Raw genomic sequence first — 16,907 nt, 5'->3', positions numbered from 1 at the left:
TATTCAGCCCTTTTTATTAAGGTATATGTCGTTAATGAGCGGCTAAAGGTTTTTTTCTAGCCAATGCTGAATGGTTTCAGCACTTTCACGCCAGTGAGCGTCAATCATCATGGTATGCCCCATTTTTTTCATATTAATGAAGTCTGCCTTGTATGCCTTTGCTGTTTTTCTGATGTGTGCGGGCCTAAAGAAAGTATCCTCATCAGCACTGAGCGCCAACATCGGGATCTCGAAAGGGTTTTTGTACGTAGGCAGACCAAGCCATAAGGTATCAAGCAAAGCTTTTGGAGAGCCTTGTTGCATTTCAGCACAATAACGGATTACAACATCGTCATTAACGTGGCCAGCAAATATAGATTTACGCGTTAGATCAACCGGTGAAAACCACGTGCCGATAAGTTCGCCAAGGTTCATTTGCATATAAAAAGTTGGGTTCAAGGCCAAATCAATAATTGATGGAATAAGACCGTCAACAGGAACACTAGCCATCAGTATGCAGGCAGGAACGGTTTCCTTTTCTATATATTTTTGAATAATCAGCCCACCTAAGGAGTGACCAATCAGAATTGGGGGTTCGCCAATTTCATCGATAACTCGTTGAATGTCATTAACATAATCGGCAATGCTATTTGAAGCGAGCATGGCGCTTCCGCCGCTTTTCCCGTGGCCGCGTAGATTGATGGCATAGGTTGGATGCCCCAGGTCTGCAAAAAAAGGCATAAAGTATTCGTCCCAACACCATGCAGACATGTTCGCACCATGAATAAATAAGATGGGTTTGCGAGTCGCTTTGTTAGGGTGGCGCTCAATAACATCTAAAGCTGGGTTTTCTGCCGAGGATTCAATGTTCATTGCTACCTCGATTATATTTAGATGTATTAATCATTATTTTCCTTTTATTTAAAGCGGGCTAACTTTTTATGTGTAAATTTTAGAATAAGTCTTGACGTATGCTGCAAAGCAATATAATATTCATATCACATTGTTACTGCAGCTCTGCTCTCAGATCGCTGCCCAATGTAATAATGTTCTCCTCCTCTTGGCGACTCTTTATGAGTCGCTTTTTTTTGCCTCACATTCTAGACTTTAATTGCACTAGACGTGCTGTTTTAATCAAAATAAAATCAAAAACAAGTCAAGCTGCACACAGATGGCGCATGAAGCGCTTGAAAGGGCAGTGTCCATTGCTAAAGAGCCGGTTAAAAAATGAATAATATGGTATTAAACAAGCGCGTGGTTTTTTTCTTAACTTGCTTAATGGTGATGGGCTCCAATCATGTGCTAGCAAATGATGTTAAGGTGAGTTTGGCCTTGCTTACGGAAAAAAGAGCAGTGCCGCCGGCCTTATCAAACCTTGACCCAATACTAACGGATGAAGGTATTCAAGGAGCCACCTTAGGCATCAAGGATAATAATACCACAGGGCAATTTACAGGACATCATTATGACTTGAAGCACATTGAGGTGCCTCTTCATGCTGATGTAATTAGCGCCTTCAATCTATTGGTAGAAGGAGGTTATCGCTATATCCTCGTCGATGTTCAAGCATCAACACTGGAAAAAATCTCTGCCTTGGCCAAGCCGAAGAATATATTGCTCTTCAATGTTTCATCGACAGATGACAGGCTAAGGAATAACAGTTGTAGTGCAAACATCTTTCATATTATTCCAAGTGATGCTATGAAAGCAGATGCACTTGCTCAATGGATGCTGAAAAAACGCTGGCAAAATTGGTTTTTGGTTAAGGGGAACGATGAAGAAGACCAACGCTTTGCTAATGCTATTAAGCGTGCTGCAAAACGTTTTGGGATAAAAATCGTAAAAGAAAAAACGTGGAATTTTGATCATGATGCTCGTCGCACAGCGCAAGCAGAAATCCCTGTATTTACTCAGGGCGCTGAGTATGATGTTTTAGCGGTAGCGGATGTAAAAGGTTTATTTGGTGAATACTTAACGATGAATACTTGGTTACCTCGACCTATTATTGGCACGCAGGGTTTAGTGCCAAGTGCTTGGCATAGAACCCACGAGCGATGGGGCGCAGTTCAAATGCAAAATAGGTTTTATAAGCAAGCTGGCCGCTGGATGAATGATGTTGATTACTCGTCATGGTTAGCCGTTCGTACGGTAGGTGAGGCGGTGACACGAGCCAATAAAATGGAGCCAGCTGAAGTAAAAAAATATATCCTCAGTGATCGTTTTAGTTTGGCCGGTTTTAAAGGTGTAAAGCTTACATTTAGGCGTTGGAATCAACAGTTACGTCAGCCTGTTTTATTGGCAACGCCACGCTCAATTGTCTCGGTATTGCCGCTTAAAGAGTTTTTACACCCGCGGACTTATTTAGATACGCTAGGGTATGATAAGCTCGAATCAACATGTGAATTACGCTAAAAATAATAATGAATAAATACCTCTTCGCGTTTTTAATAATTTTTTCGACAGTCAGTTTTGCAGATACACTTTATATAACATTAGAAAAAGACAACGCCTTGGCTGTGGTTAACGGTGAAACAGGGCAGTTGTTGCAAACAGTGCCGTTGGGTCAGCGCCCACGTGGTGTAGCCTTCAACAACGATAAAACACAACTCTATGTCGCAGCGAGTGACGATGACACCATTCAGGTTATAGATACCGCAAGCTTAAAGGTGGTGGGTGAGCTGCCATCAGGTGATGACCCGGAATTGTTCAAGATTCACCCTAATGGCCTTTGGTTGTACGTATCTAATGAAGATGACAATATTGTCACAGTGATTGATTTGCAAACAAAGAACGTAATTGCTGAGATCCCGGTTGGCGTGGAACCTGAAGGTATTGCTGTGTCTCTTGATGGAAAGTGGGTAGTTAATACATCTGAAACAACTAATATGGTCCATTGGATTGATCCTACAGAGCAAACGATAAAAGAGAATACCTTGGTCGATTCACGTCCTAGGGCAGCAGAGTTTTCTGTAGACGGTCAAGCGCTGTTTGTAAGCTCTGAAATAGCAGGTTCTTTGTCTCGTATTAATGTGTCGACGAAGCAAATTGTCAGTAAAGTACAGTTTGAAATAGCCGGGGTTGATAAGGCGCTTATTCAACCGGTCGGTGTGTTGGCGCACCCGAATAATAAATTTTTATTTGTTGCGTTGGGTCCTGCGAACCGTGTTGCTGTTTTGGATATTGAAACAATGACGGTCATCAAGTATTTATTAGTTGGCCAGCGGGTATGGAACCTTGCGTTTTCGCCAGACTTAAAGCGGTTGTATACAACTAATGGTGCCAGTAATGACATTTCGATTATTGATGTGGAAACCTTAACAGTAACAAAATCTGTACGGGTTGGTCGTTACCCTTGGGGTATTGCGGTTAAATAATGAGTCTTTCATTAGCTGTTAAAACGCTAAGTTATGCGTATGGAAATACAGCAGCCTTATCGGACATTAATTTTTCAATAGCAGCTGGTGAGTGCGCTATTTTGTTAGGGCCTAATGGTGCGGGTAAGTCGACCTTGTTTTCGTTGATAACGCATTTGTACGACAGTCGTTCCGGTGAAATTAGCATTAATGGGTTTAACGTTAAGACGCAAGCTTGTCAGGCTTTGGCGAATTTAGGGGTGGTGTTTCAGCAAACAACACTAGATATGGATTTAAGTGTTCTGCAAAATCTTTATTATCACGCCTCGTTGCACGGTATGTCGCGTAAACAGGCTTCCGTTCGAGTAAGTGAAGAACTAGAAAGGCAGGGTATGTTGGCGCGTAAAGATGAAAAAATTCGTCAGCTCAATGGCGGGCATCGTCGGCGTGTGGAAATAGCCAGAGCGCTGTTACATAAGCCATCTTTATTGTTATTAGATGAGCCCACTGTTGGTTTGGATGTGTCAAGCCGTAAAGGGATTGTTGAGCACGTGCATGCGTTATGCAAAGATGATGGGTTGTCGGTTCTTTGGGCAACGCATTTGATCGATGAGGTGTATCCGTCTGATAAGTTGCTTGTTTTGCATCAAGGGGAAATCAAAGCACAAGGGCCGGTGAGCCAAGTATGTGGTGGGGACTCTACAGATGACATCTCCCGTGCGTTTAAGCGCTTAACACAGGGGATATCATCATGAGGCTTAAGCATGCCTTTATTGCATTGAAAGGTATTATAAAACGAGAGTTGTGGCGATTTTTGCTTCAACGTGAACGTTTTATTGCGGCGTTAGTTAGGCCCTTGGTTTGGTTGTTTGTTTTTGCAGCGGGTTTTCGCTCTACCTTGGGAATTGCGATTATGCCACCGTATGAAACGTACATATTGTATGAGGTGTATATTACTGCTGGTTTGATTGGCATGATTCAACTCTTCAATGGCATGCAAAGTTCCTTATCGATGGTCTATGATCGCGAAATGGGTAGCATGAAAACACTCTTAGTTAGCCCTTTGCCACGTTGGTTTTTACTCACTGGAAAATTAATGGCCGGGACGTTTGTTTCGATCCTTCAAGCGTATGTGTTTTTGCTGATTGCGTGGTTCTATGACATTCAAGCACCATGGCTGGGCTATCTGACTTTATTTCCGGCGTTGGTCCTAGCGGGTTTAATGCTAGGAGCGTTAGGAATGTTGCTGTCGTCTTTTATAAAACAGTTAGAAAACTTTGCAGGGGTGATGAATTTTGTTATTTTTCCAATGTTTTTTATGTCTACGGCGCTTTATCCGTTATGGAAAATTAAAGAATCAAGCGAGTTATTGCATACCTTGGCAAGTTATAATCCGTTTTCACAAGCGGTTGAGTTGCTTCGATTTGCGCTGTATGGGCAGTTTAACCTAGCTGCTTTTGTGTATACCTTAGTGGCGTTTATTGTGTTTTTGTTAGTGGCCGTTTGGGGTTATAACCCATCAAAGGGCATGATGGTAAGAAAAGCTGGTGGACCAAGTTGAGCAACGGCCTCTCGTTGCGTGTTAAAATTAACGAATATGACTAAAAAACTTTTTATACGCACCCATGGTTGTCAGATGAATGAATATGATTCTGAAAAAATGGCGGATGTGCTTGCGCAATCGCATGACCTACGGTTAACAGATAATGAAAAAGAAGCAGATGTATTGCTGCTTAATACCTGCTCAATTAGAGAAAAAGCACAAGAGCGTGTTTTTCATCAATTAGGGCGCTGGCGCCCATTGAAAGAAAAGAACCCCGACTTATTAATAGGCGTAGGTGGTTGTGTTGCCAGTCAAGAGGGCAAAATTATACGGCGAAGAGCACCCTATGTTGATGTAGTGTTTGGTCCACAGACCTTGCACCGTTTACCAGCGATGTTGAAAGAGGCGCAAACAAAAAAGAAACTGGTAATGGACATTTCTTTTCCGGAAATTGAAAAGTTTGATAATTTGCCAGAACCTCGTGCAGAAGGGCCGAAAGCCTTCGTATCAGTTATGGAAGGGTGCAGTAAATATTGTACCTTTTGCGTTGTTCCCTATACACGCGGCGAGGAAGTCAGTAGACCTTTAGATGATGTGATTGCAGAAGTATCGAGTTTAGCGTCGCAAGGGGTTAGAGAAGTTAATTTATTGGGGCAAAATGTTAACGCCTATCGCGGAGAAATGAGCGATGGAGATATCGCTGATTTTGCGTTACTGCTGCATTACGTTGCAGCAATTGATGGTATTGATCGTATCCGATATACCACATCACACCCAAAGGAGTTTTCAGAAAGTTTAATTCAAGCGTATGAGGATATTCCAGAGTTAGTTGATCACCTTCATTTGCCAGTGCAAAGCGGCAGCAATAGCGTGTTGGCACGAATGAAACGCGGGCATGAAATAGATTTATATATTGAAAAACTTCAACGTCTTAAAAAGATTCGTCCGAATATGAGCTTTTCATCAGACTTCATTGTTGGTTTTCCACAAGAAACCGATGAGGAGTTTGAAGACACCATACAGCTAATCGAAAAAATAGGCTTCGACTTTTCATTTAGCTTTATTTTTAGTGCTCGTCCAGGAACGCCAGCGGCAGAAATGCCAGATGATATTGATATGGATGTTAAAAAGCAACGTCTTGAGCGACTACAGAATATTATTACCCAGCAAACGGCAGATATTTCGAAAAGCATGGTTGGCACTGTTCAACGGCTTTTGGTGGAAGGTGAGTCAAAGAAGAATTCTTTACAAATGACCGGGCGTACAGAGAATAATCGCGTTGTAAACTTTGCTGGCCATACTCGGCTAAAAGGGCAATTTGTTGATGTGTTAATTACAGAAGCCTTGCCATACTCTCTAAGGGGACGGGTAGTGACAGCAGCAGATAGGGAGGCTAGTCAGTCTCTTCAAGAAAGGCGTACAGCTTCATAAATTGAGTAGCAAACTTAAAACCACTGATGTGATCTTAACGCCAGCCAACAATAAACGTTTGGCCAGTTTGTGCGGCCAATTTAATGAGCATATCACACAGTTAGAACGGCGTTTAGATGTTGATGTAAAACATCGAGGGCATCATTTTAGCGTGACCGGTTTGGAGATTGGGGTTGGAGTAGCGATTACGGCGTTAAAAGCGCTGTATAAAAGTACCGAAAGCGATCAATTAACACCTGAAAAGGTACATTTATTAATGCAGGAAACAAAGATGTCTGTAGAGCAACCGGTGGATCTAGATGACACCGCCGTTATCCATACTAGAAAAAAAGTAATTAAGCCACGTGGTGGTAACCAACAGTCTTACGTTAAAAGTATTCCAAAAAATGATATTGTTTTTGGCATTGGGCCGGCAGGGACGGGTAAAACATATTTGGCTGTAGCCTGTGCAGTAGAAGCCTTAGAAGCAGAGAAAGTATCACGAATTATTCTAGCTCGCCCAGCGGTAGAGGCGGGTGAACGACTGGGTTTTTTACCGGGCGATTTAAGTGAAAAAATTAATCCATATTTAAGACCTTTGTACGATGCTTTATATGAGATGTTAGGTGTCGAGCGAGTCGAAAAACTTATTGAACGAAATGTAATAGAGATTGCGCCATTGGCTTTTATGCGAGGCCGAACATTGAGCGAAGCATTTATTATTTTAGATGAGGCGCAAAATACAACGCCAGAACAAATTAAAATGTTTTTAACACGAATTGGTTATGGGTCTACAGTGGTGGTGACGGGTGATATTACTCAGATAGACCTACCAGGGCATACCGAATCGGGTTTGAAATTGGTCATGAAGATTTTAAAGGGCATAGACAGCATTAGTTTTACGCAGTTTAAAAATACAGATGTGGTGAGGCATCCGATCGTACAAAAAATTGTGTCGGCCTATGAAAAGCACGCTAAATCATGAGTGTTGAATTACAAATAGCCAGTGACTGTAGCGAATTGCCTGAGCAACAATCGTTGATTGATTGGGTTAAACTTGGACTCCAACAGCAAAAAGATGCTGAAGTCGTTATAAGATTGGTAGACGAAGATGAGTCAGCTGCTTTAAATGAAGCCTATCGTCAAAAGAAAGGGCCAACGAATGTTTTAAGCTTTCCGTTCGAAAGCCCAAGTGGTTTGCCTGACGGTGCCTTATCGGAAGAAACCCTAGGCGACTTAGTTATTTGTGCACCTGTGGTGTTGCGTGAGGCGGAAGAGCAGGGGAAGCAAGCGGCTGCACACTGGGCGCATATGGTGATCCATGGTTGTTTACACCTTCAAGGTTATGATCACATTAATGACGATGATGCTCAGGTCATGGAATTGTTAGAAATAAAACTTTTGAATAGTATCGGGATTAAGAACCCTTATGAGGGTTGAGCAATAATATGAACCAGACAAAAAATGACACACTTGAAAATCGATCTTGGATAGAACGATTAGGGCAGGCGCTAATGGGCGAGCCAAAAGATCGTGAAGACCTAGTGCAGTTAATGCGTGATGCGGAGAAAAGAGATTTATTAGGGCAGGATGCCTTAGCGATGATTGAAGGTGTTTTGCAAGTCTCAGAGTTACAGGTGCGAGATATTATGATTCCTCGTTCGCAGATAGTTTTTATTCCTCGAGAAGCAGAATTGAAAGATATCTTTCCTCGCGTGACGGAGTCAGCACACTCTCGTTTTCCTGTTCAAGATGAAGAAACCTCACAAGTGGCTGGTATTTTGTTGGCGAAAGATTTATTGAACTATGTTGTTACTAATAAGGATGAAAAGTTTGACGTAAAGGATGTCATGCGCCCCGCGATTTTTGTGCCTGAAAGTAAGCGTTTAAATGTGATGTTGCATGAGTTTCGTGCGAATAGAAATCACATGGCGATTGTGATTGACGAGTATGGTTCAGTTGCGGGTCTTATCACGATTGAAGATGTGCTTGAGCAAATTGTTGGTGAGATTGAAGATGAGCATGATTTTGAAGAAGAAGCGTTTATTCTTCAGCGTAGCGAATATGAATACAACATTAAAGCCTTAACCGAAATTGCCGATTTTAATGAACGTTTTGAAACCGATTATCCAGACGATGTAGATACAGTGGGTGGTATGGTGGTTAAAAGCTTCGGTCATGTGCCTGAACATGGTGAAAAAACACAAATTGATGGCTTTTTATTTGAGGTGTTAAGGGCTGATAATCGTCGTGTTCATTTACTTCGTATGACCATTCTAGATGCGGTTGAGGAAGAATAAAGTCAGGAAAATGCAGGGCGAATAATGCTGATGAATCCTAAGCAGGGCATGCGTGTTATTGCTGCAATTTTTTCTGGTGCCTTACTCCCACTAGCGTTTTCACCTTACGACCTTCCGCTTATGGCGGTGCTGTCTCCCGTTTTATTTCTATTGACCTTACGCCAATTAAGGCCATCAACAGCAGCGTTAATGGGCTATGCCTTTGGTTGGGGGTATTTTGCTCATGGTGTCTATTGGGTTTACTTTAGTATTCACCACTTTGCAAATGCTCCATTGTGGTTAGCCATCATTATCATGTTAGGAATGGTGGCCATTCTTGCGCTTTATATGGCGTTATTTGCATATTTGATGAACCGATTTTTTTACCGGCGCCTTGCGGTTCGGTATTTATTGGCGTTGCCCAGTTTATGGGTTGGGTTAGAAGCGTTACGAGGCGTCTTGTTTACTGGGTTTCCATGGTTGTCACTGGGTTTTAGCCAAGTCGATACTTGGCTGTCTGCTTGGGCCCCTATCGTTGGGGTGTTGGGGGTTTCTTGGTTGTTAGTCGTAATGGTTGGGGCGATTTCATACTGCCTTCATAAGTTAGGAAAAAGGCAGATGATGTTTGCTAGTACTTTAATTGTGTCCGTTTGGCTCAGTGGATTTATGCTTAAAAACATCGAATGGACGGAGCCTGCAGGAGCGCCGATTAAAGTAGCCTTATTGCAAGGTAATATCCCACAAGAAATAAAATGGCTGCCGTCATTTAAGCAAAAAAACATCGACATTTATCTGCAAATGACAAGGCAACAGCATGGTGTTGATTTAATTGTTTGGCCTGAAACATCTGTACCTGCTTTTTTGCATCGGGTGGAAAACACGTTGATACCACAACTAAAAAGGGAAGTAGATGAACGTGATATAGATATTGTTCTAGGGCTACCCGTCATGTCTACTGATGGCAGCGATTATTATAATGGCTTATACAGTGTTCGATATTCGAATGATTTTTACCTTAAGCGTCATTTAGTGCCTCTGGGTGAATATATGCCATTGAAGCCCCTATCGACCATTATTTTAAATTTTCTAAAAATACCCATGTCCGATTTTTCAGCCGGAGGTGATCAGCAAACGCTTTTACAAGGGGCGGGTTTTCCGTTTGCATCGTCTATTTGTTACGAAGATGCTTTTCAGCAAACATCCATTGATGGGCTTCCTGAGGCAGCGTATTTAGTGAACGTGAGTAACGATACCTGGTTTGGCGACACGATTGCACCGTACCAACATTTTCAGATGGCTCGGATGCGTTCGTTGGAAAGTGGGCGCTTTTTATTAAGGTCTACCAATACGGGTATTACGGCAATTATTGACCCTGCGGGGCAAGTTATTAAACAAGCGCCGATGTTTAGACGCACTGCATTAACTGGGGAGATAACGCCGTTAAAGGGCGCTACCCCTTTTGTCCAAGGTGGTTGGTGGGGCTTTTTAGGTTTTGTTGTGGTGATGGTACTGGTGAGTTTTTTAAAAAGGGACCGTATAAAAAATCGCCCCGCCTACAGTGCTTAACAGACTAAAGGCGGCCAGATGAACATGACGCTCTTATGCTGGTTTGCTGAAGGCGAAACAGATTTAACTCTAGGGTAGTTCGAAAATCAGCTCTCTAACTGCCTAGAGTCCAAAAATTTGTCGTAATGAATATTATCTAAACTGATATTAGCCTCTTCAAGCTTTACCAGTGTTGCATCAATCATTCCTGGCGGGCCACATAGGTAGGCGTGACTATCAGACACCGAAAAACCGATAGTTTCATCGTCAATAAAGTCGGTGACCAGACCACGTTTTCCAGTCCAGTCTGAATCTTCAGGCTCCTCGGACAGCACGGGTACAAATTTAAAAGAGTTGGACCACTTTTCTGTTAGTTTTTTCATATCATCAAGACAATAGAGATCGCGTTGAGCACGGGCACCAAATAAATAGGTAACGGGTCTATTAATGTTATTTTTTAAGGCATCTTCTAAAATAGATTTTAGTGGTGCCATGCCGCTACCACCTGCGATGGCGAGAATTGGCGCATCTGAAGTTCTTAACCAAAACGCACCGCTAGGGCCGTGCAGTTCAAAGGCTTCGCCTTTTCGGTCTTTTTCAAACAGCCATTGGGTGTAGTCGCCACCGGGCACATTTCTAACATGAAAACTTAGCGTTTTTTGGCCATTAGCAGCCGGCGCATTGGCGAAAGAGTAACTGCGGTGGCGAGAAAACCCCTCAAGTCCTATATCGGCAAATTGCCCTGCGGTGAATGAAATTGCTTGGTCTAATTCCACCGTCACTTCCATAATGTCATGTGTATGCATGTGGGTGTCAGTAATGGTTCCCTTATAGGTTTTTACTGAGTGTTTGGGTTGGTTAGCGTCGGCTTCAAGCTCAATGATAACATCGGTCTTCAATAAGCTTTGGCAGGCAAGAATGTAGCCTTCATCAAGTTCTGGTTCTGATAAGGTGTATGAAAAATCCATGATGGCTTTAACCTCACCATCGAGTAATTTGCAGCGACAATTTCCACAGGTGCCCACCGTGCAGTGAAACGGAAAATTAACCCCTTCATTGAGCGCAGTCTGTAACAAAGTGTTGTTTTTTGGAACTTCAAATGATTTGCCAGATGGCTGAATAGTTGCCTTTAAAGGGGTTTTTTTTGCCCCACCAAATAAGCCAAATAGTTTTTTCATTGTGACCTTACGTTTGCTGTGTTGATTTTAAAAAGTGTTAAATGTAGGTAATTTATAACCGCCGTAGAGTGTAAACCTAACGTTAGGGGAGAATCCAATTATTTTTTCTTTAATTCCTGATAAAGGCTTTTAAACTCCTCGGTGATTTTATGGTTTGGCGCGAATTGGATCATGGGTTGGCTTGCGCTATGGGATTCTCGTATTTTTACAGAAGGGGAGATCATGCTTTTGAAAAGCTTTAAATTGTCGTCAATAAGTTCTTCTAGTAGCTGGGTCGGTAGTTTTGCGCGTTTTTGGAACTGGTTGACAACAATACCCTCAATCGCCAAGTTTGGGTTATGGTCAGCTTTAACTTCGGCGACAGTATCGAGTAAGGAATACAAGGCTTGTTTTGAAAAAACATCGCAATCGAAGGGAATGATGCAGCTATTTGCGGCGATTAGTGCCGAACGGGTGTAGAAGTTGAGCGCTGGTGGCGTGTCGATAAAAATATTATCAAACTCTCCCATGGTGTCTAACGCTTCTTTCAATTTATATATTTTGTAACGAGATTCAAGCTTTGCGTGTAGATTGTCCATGTCTGGGTGTGATGGCATGACATATAAATTTGGCATACCAGTTTCATAGATAAAATCGCTGAAATCTTTTGGAAATAGGCTTACGTTAAGGGTGTTGGTATAAAAATCTGCCAATGTGGATTCAAGCGTATTTGATTGCTGGCCGAGTAAATAGTGAGTTGAGTTGCCTTGTGTATCAAGGTCGATGACCAAGGTTTTTTTACCTTTCGACGCACTAATTGCGGCTAAATTGCAGGTAATAGTAGATTTGCCAACACCACCTTTTTTATTAAAAATAACACGGTTCATTTTTTAACCACCTTCTTTTTGCGACGTTTAAATTCAGTTTTATGGCAGGTTGGACATGGGGGAATATGTCCGGTTTTTTTAAAGTTCAGTGTCTGTTTACATTGGGTGCACTCAAGAGTGCCAGGGCCTGTAAGCTCTCCTGAATGGTAAAGCGTTCCCTTTATGGTATCTAAGTTTAAGTTCTCCCACTCTAATTTTGCTTTATCGACGACCGAATGGGTCCAGTCACCGATTTTACCCTCTATCAAATTTGACTCAAAAGATAGCCAGTCAGAGAACTCCTTTTTTGTGGTTTGTAGATAGGCTGAGGCGTCTTCTAAGTCCCTTTTTAAATAGTCGGCAACTTTACTTGCTTCCTCTTTTGTCAGTTCGCCTAGTTCAACGGCTTTTTCTTGTGCATGTTTTAGGTTTTCACTAAGAGTTGGAATAGCAATTTTTTCAGCCCGTTCAACGGTGTCATGGAGGCGTTGCATCATCTTATCGTAGGCTTGAAGTAACTTATCTTGTATTGAGTTGTTCATAAGATCTCCCTGTATGAAGGTCTAGTCTTCTCAATTCAACTTCAGACCCATTGGGCTTAAAGTTTATACAAACAGAAGATGTAACCTTCTATTTAATTCAACTTTAGATTTATAGGTAGCTAAGGTATTCTACCCACCTTATTAAATAGTGTGTCCGACGGTAAAAAAATGCAAGAAGAATATCAACCTTCTCTTATTGAAAAGAGTGTTCAAGAAAAATGGCAATTAACGGGGGCTTTTGAAGTAACCGAGGACACAACAAAGGAAAAATACTATTGTTTGTCTATGTTTCCGTATCCGAGTGGGCGGTTACATATGGGACATGTTCGTAATTACACCATTGGTGATGTAGTTAGCCGTTACCAGCGGATGAAAGGTAAAAATGTGATGCAACCGATGGGTTGGGATGCCTTTGGGTTACCGGCGGAAAATGCAGCGATGAAACATGGAGTGCACCCTGGTGGCTGGACCTCAGATAATATTGATTATATGCGCACCCAACTTAAACAATTGGGTTTTGGCTATGATTGGAAGCGTGAAGTAGCCACTTGTAATGATGATTACTATCGTTGGGAACAGTGGTTCTTTACGCGCTTACTTGAAAAAGACTTGGTGTATAAAAAAACAGCACCGCTTAACTGGTGTCCAGATTGTAATACGGTGTTAGCAAATGAACAGGTGATTGATGGTTGCTGTTGGCGTTGTGATAACGAGGTTGAAAAACGCGAAATTTCACAATGGTTTATGCGAATTACAAACTATGCTGACGAATTATTGAGCTCGTTGAAAGAGTTGGAAGGCTGGCCTGAGCAGGTTCGCACTATGCAGCAAAACTGGATTGGTCGTTCAGAAGGTGTTGAACTGTCGTTTGATATTGAAGGCAGTGATAGTACCTTACCTGTTTATACGACACGACCAGATACTTTAATGGGTGTTACCTATGTTGCGGTTGCGGCAGAGCACCCTCTGGCTCTCCAAGCGGCAGAAAATAATACCGATATTGCTGAATTTTTAGATCAATGTAAAACCATGGAAACATCGGAAGCTGCGATGGAGACAATGGAGAAAAAGGGCATTGATTCGGGGCTTAAGGCGATTCATCCATTAACGGGTGAGACGGTACCTATTTGGATCGCAAATTTTGTATTAATGCATTATGGAACCGGAGCAGTGATGTCAGTGCCTGCTCATGATCAGCGTGATTTCGAGTTTGCGAACAAGTATGGCTTAGCAATCAAGCAAGTTATAGCTACCGATAACCCTGGTGAGATTGATCTTACAAAGCAAGCGTATACGGGCAAAGGAACGTTACTTAATTCAGCGGAATTTGATGGTTTAGATTTTCAGCAGGCCTTCGATGCAATTGCTGAATCATTAAGTGCCAAGGGTAAGGGCAAAAAAACGGTTAACTTTCGTTTGCGTGATTGGGGTATTTCACGTCAACGTTATTGGGGAACACCTGTGCCGGTTATTTATTGTGATGACTGCGGTACTGTGCCAGTGCCCGATGAGCAGTTACCGGTTATTTTGCCTAAGGATGTGTCCTTGGAAGGGGTCGGGTCGCCCTTAGCAAGGCACGAAGAATTTATTAATACAAGCTGTCCAACGTGTGGTCAGCAAGCTAAAAGAGAAACCGATACGTTTGATACGTTCATGGAGTCTTCATGGTATTTTGCACGTTATTGTTGTGCAGATAATGATCAAGCGATGTTAGATGAACGAGCTAACTATTGGCTGCCGGTTGATCAATATATCGGTGGTATTGAACATGCTATTTTGCATCTCCTGTATTCGCGGTTTTATACAAAATTATTGCGTGACCTTGGCTTGGTGTCTTGCGATGAGCCGTTTAAGAACTTGTTAACGCAAGGGATGGTGCTTAAAGATGGCACGAAAATGTCAAAATCGAAAGGCAATACGGTTGATCCGCAAGGTTTAATTGAAAAGTACGGTGCCGATACGGTGCGCCTATTCACTATGTTTGCTGCGCCTCCAGAGCAATCATTAGAATGGTCTGACAGCGCAGTCGAAGGCTCATTTCGATTTATTCGTCGCTTATGGCGTCAAGTCAAAGAGCATGTCGATGGCGGCTTAATCAGCGGATATACAGTTGATCAATTAAGCAGTGAAGATAAGGTGCTTCGTCGACAGGTCCATGAAACCTTAAATAAGGTCAATGATGATTATGGTCGCCGTTTAACGTTCAATACAGCCATTGCGGCTAATATGGAATTGTTAAACTCAGTGTCTAAATTTAAAGCCGAAACGGATGCTTCTCGAGCCTTGCTACAAGAAGCGTTAGAAAGCATTGTATTGATGTTGTCGCCGATTATTCCTCATGTTTGTGATCAGATGTGGCAAGCCTTGGGTCATCAGGATCCACTGATCGACGTAACGTGGCCAGAATTTGATGAGACGGCGTTGGTGTTGGACGAAGTGCAAATGGTGGTGCAAGTAAATGGCAAATTAAGAGCTAAGCTGATGGTGGCGGCCGATGCATCTAAAGAAAGCATAGAAAAGTTAGCGTTATCAGAGGACAATGTTAATAAATTTATTGACGGAAAACCTGTTCGAAAGGTTATTATTGTGCCGAAGAGACTGGTTAATATTGTTATTTAGCGGACTAAAATATGATGAACACTCGAACACACTTTTTTGTGATACTGCGTTTAATGACAATACTTTGCCTGTTGTCAGTTTCATTAACGGCGTGCGGTTTTAAATTACGAGGAGCTTTCGAGCTACCTGCTGAACTTCAGAAAATTTATGTGGCTGGCCCTCAGCACACTGACTTAGTAAGAGATTTGAAAGAGCTGCTTGGGTACTCCGCAGAAGTGGTAAGCCAGCGTTCAGATGCCGATGCGATATTAACGATTAAAAAAGAAGAGTCAGAAAATAGAACCTTGAGTGTGGACTCAAGAGGTAAAGTTCGTGAGTCAGAAATGCAGTACTCCGTCATTTATAGTTTGGTGATGGCGAATGGTCAGGTGCTTTTAGATGACCAAGCGCTATTATTAGTGCGTGATTTCATCAACGATGAAAATGACATTATAGGTCGAACCAATGAGTCAGCGGTTATTGCGCGTGATTTAAAACGAGATGCGGCCCAACAAATTTTAAGGCATATACAAGCAGTAAAAGTAGACGCGGTGGTTCATTAACTCAATTAGCTGGCCTGTGTTGGGCCAGAGCCTATGCAGTTAGACGTTAATCAATTATCTTCTTCGCTGAATAAAAAACTAGCACCGGTGTATTTAGTGTCCGGTGCTGAGCCATTACAGCAAGGTGAGGCTGTTGACTTAATTCGTCAGCAGGCCAGAAACGCGGGGTTTGTGAACCGTCAGGTGTTGCATGTTGAGGGGCAGTTTGATTGGAACCAGCTTTATGCCGTTAGTTTGAACCAGTCATTATTTGCCGAAAAGAACCTAATTGAATTAAATTTACCAACGGCTAAACCGGGGCGAGAAGGATCACAAGCGATAGAAAAAATGCTAGATGATTTGTCTGCCGACAATCTACTGATTATTGTCGCCGGCAAGTTAGATGGTTCTGCAAAAAAGTCAAAATGGTTTAAATCGATAGATCAACATGGGGTAGTGGTGCAAGTGTGGCCTCTGGTTGATGATAAATTGTTGAGATGGTTGGACCATCGTCTGAAGCGAAAAGGCTTAAAGGCAAGCGCCCAAGGTGTTAAATTGCTAGCAGACAGTGTTGAGGGGAATTTGCTGGCTGCTGATCAAGAAATTGAAAAACTTCACACATTATTTGGCCCAGTAGAATTATCAATAGAAGACATCTCAAATACGGTGGCAGATAATGCACGGTATGATGTTTTCAAGCTGACCGATAGCTTGCTGTTGGGTGACGCGGCAAGAGCACTTCAAATATTAAAAGGCTTGTTAGGGGAAAAGCTGGCGGCACCTGTCGTTTTATGGGCTTTAATGCGCGAATTACGGATTCTTGCCAGCTTAAGCTTTGAAGAAAAAACAATGGGTCGACGTGACGCAACGTTTAAAAAGCACCGGATTTGGGACAGTAAAAAAAACACTTATATGAAGGCTCTATCTAGAGGAGGGTTTGGTCAGTGGCAAGCGATGATTCAGGCTTGCGCAAAGGCCGAACGGGTGACAAAAGGTGTTGAGACAGGGGATGAATGGCTGATGATTGAGCAAATTTGTTTAGCGTTTTGTGAGCCGAAACGTTTCAATAACCAACCGTAGTATAATTAATGTC

At 42.4% G+C, this 16,907-nt stretch carries 16 protein-coding genes; 12 read left to right on the top strand and 4 right to left on the bottom strand.

Going from position 1 to position 16,907, the window contains the following annotated elements; genetic code table 11:
- Positions 1-42: 42 nt before the first annotated feature.
- Positions 43-852: an alpha/beta hydrolase gene (locus Q91_RS08495; protein ID WP_015006481.1), complete on the bottom strand. Its 810-nt coding sequence runs from the start codon at positions 850-852 to the stop codon at positions 43-45.
- Between the two features lie 354 nt (positions 853-1,206).
- Here Q91_RS08495 and Q91_RS08490 point away from each other — a divergent pair, with 354 nt between their 5' ends.
- The 9 genes from Q91_RS08490 (at position 1,207) to lnt (ending at position 10,130) form a co-directional block, all read left to right on the top strand.
- Positions 1,207-2,391: an ABC transporter substrate-binding protein gene (locus Q91_RS08490; RefSeq protein WP_015006480.1), complete on the top strand. Its 1,185-nt coding sequence runs from the start codon at positions 1,207-1,209 to the stop codon at positions 2,389-2,391.
- Between the two features lie 8 nt (positions 2,392-2,399).
- The gene (locus Q91_RS08485) at positions 2,400-3,353 is read left to right on the top strand and encodes a PQQ-dependent catabolism-associated beta-propeller protein (protein WP_015006479.1); all 954 of its coding nucleotides are present in this window, start codon (positions 2,400-2,402) and stop codon (positions 3,351-3,353) included.
- Positions 3,353-4,087, top strand: a complete 735-nt coding sequence (locus tag Q91_RS08480; RefSeq protein ID WP_015006478.1) for an ABC transporter ATP-binding protein — start codon at positions 3,353-3,355, stop codon at positions 4,085-4,087. Before Q91_RS08485 ends, Q91_RS08480 begins: the two co-directional genes overlap by 1 nt.
- Entirely contained in the window at positions 4,084-4,893 is an 810-nt protein-coding gene (locus Q91_RS08475) for an ABC transporter permease (RefSeq protein ID WP_015006477.1), read from the top strand. Before Q91_RS08480 ends, Q91_RS08475 begins: the two co-directional genes overlap by 4 nt.
- 75 nt (positions 4,894-4,968) lie before the next feature.
- Complete coding sequence (gene miaB / locus Q91_RS08470) at positions 4,969-6,306, top strand: tRNA (N6-isopentenyl adenosine(37)-C2)-methylthiotransferase MiaB (RefSeq protein WP_015006476.1); 1,338 nt, start codon at positions 4,969-4,971, stop codon at positions 6,304-6,306.
- A 1-nt stretch (position 6,307) separates the two neighbouring features.
- The gene (locus Q91_RS08465; protein ID WP_015006475.1) at positions 6,308-7,270 is read left to right on the top strand and encodes a PhoH family protein; all 963 of its coding nucleotides are present in this window, start codon (positions 6,308-6,310) and stop codon (positions 7,268-7,270) included.
- Positions 7,267-7,725 carry an rRNA maturation RNase YbeY gene (gene ybeY / locus Q91_RS08460; protein ID WP_015006474.1) on the top strand — a complete coding sequence of 153 codons (459 nt, stop codon included), beginning with the start codon at positions 7,267-7,269 and terminating at the stop codon, positions 7,723-7,725. The genes Q91_RS08465 and ybeY overlap by 4 nt, the downstream gene beginning before the upstream one ends.
- Positions 7,726-7,733: 8 nt before the next feature.
- Positions 7,734-8,585, top strand: a complete 852-nt coding sequence (locus tag Q91_RS08455; RefSeq protein WP_015006473.1) for an HlyC/CorC family transporter — start codon at positions 7,734-7,736, stop codon at positions 8,583-8,585.
- Between the two features lie 30 nt (positions 8,586-8,615).
- Positions 8,616-10,130 (top strand): apolipoprotein N-acyltransferase, encoded by a 1,515-nt coding sequence (gene lnt, locus Q91_RS08450; protein WP_238538324.1) that lies wholly within the window; start codon positions 8,616-8,618, stop codon positions 10,128-10,130.
- An 86-nt stretch (positions 10,131-10,216) separates the two neighbouring features.
- Here lnt and Q91_RS08445 read toward each other — a convergent pair whose 3' ends face one another.
- The 3 genes from Q91_RS08445 to Q91_RS08435 form a co-directional block, all read right to left on the bottom strand.
- Positions 10,217-11,287 (bottom strand): NADH:ubiquinone reductase (Na(+)-transporting) subunit F, encoded by a 1,071-nt coding sequence (locus tag Q91_RS08445; RefSeq protein WP_015006471.1) that lies wholly within the window; start codon positions 11,285-11,287, stop codon positions 10,217-10,219.
- Positions 11,288-11,385: 98 nt separating this feature from the next.
- Positions 11,386-12,153: a ParA family protein gene (locus Q91_RS08440; protein WP_015006470.1), complete on the bottom strand. Its 768-nt coding sequence runs from the start codon at positions 12,151-12,153 to the stop codon at positions 11,386-11,388.
- On the bottom strand, positions 12,150-12,674 hold the full coding sequence (locus Q91_RS08435) for a zinc ribbon-containing protein (RefSeq protein ID WP_015006469.1): 525 nt from the start codon (positions 12,672-12,674) through the stop codon (positions 12,150-12,152). Before Q91_RS08435 ends, Q91_RS08440 begins: the two co-directional genes overlap by 4 nt.
- 168 nt (positions 12,675-12,842) lie before the next feature.
- Here Q91_RS08435 and leuS point away from each other — a divergent pair, with 168 nt between their 5' ends.
- Genes leuS through holA form a run of 3 tightly spaced genes read left to right on the top strand, consistent with a single transcriptional unit; the run spans position 12,843 to position 16,894 of the window.
- Positions 12,843-15,293, top strand: a complete 2,451-nt coding sequence (leuS, locus tag Q91_RS08430) for a leucine--tRNA ligase (RefSeq protein ID WP_015006468.1) — start codon at positions 12,843-12,845, stop codon at positions 15,291-15,293.
- Positions 15,294-15,304: 11 nt separating this feature from the next.
- A complete protein-coding gene (lptE, locus tag Q91_RS08425; protein ID WP_015006467.1) occupies positions 15,305-15,835 on the top strand; it encodes an LPS assembly lipoprotein LptE in 531 nt (176 codons plus the stop codon).
- A 33-nt stretch (positions 15,836-15,868) separates the two neighbouring features.
- On the top strand, positions 15,869-16,894 hold the full coding sequence (gene holA / locus Q91_RS08420) for a DNA polymerase III subunit delta (RefSeq protein ID WP_015006466.1): 1,026 nt from the start codon (positions 15,869-15,871) through the stop codon (positions 16,892-16,894).
- Positions 16,895-16,907: the final 13 nt, after the last annotated feature.

Source organism: Cycloclasticus sp. P1 (genome assembly GCF_000299965.1).
Taxonomy (GTDB): Bacteria; Pseudomonadota; Gammaproteobacteria; order Methylococcales; family Cycloclasticaceae; genus Cycloclasticus; species Cycloclasticus pugetii.
The sequence above is the reverse complement of the archived record's forward strand: the minus strand, read 5'-3'. Positions and strand labels throughout refer to the sequence as shown.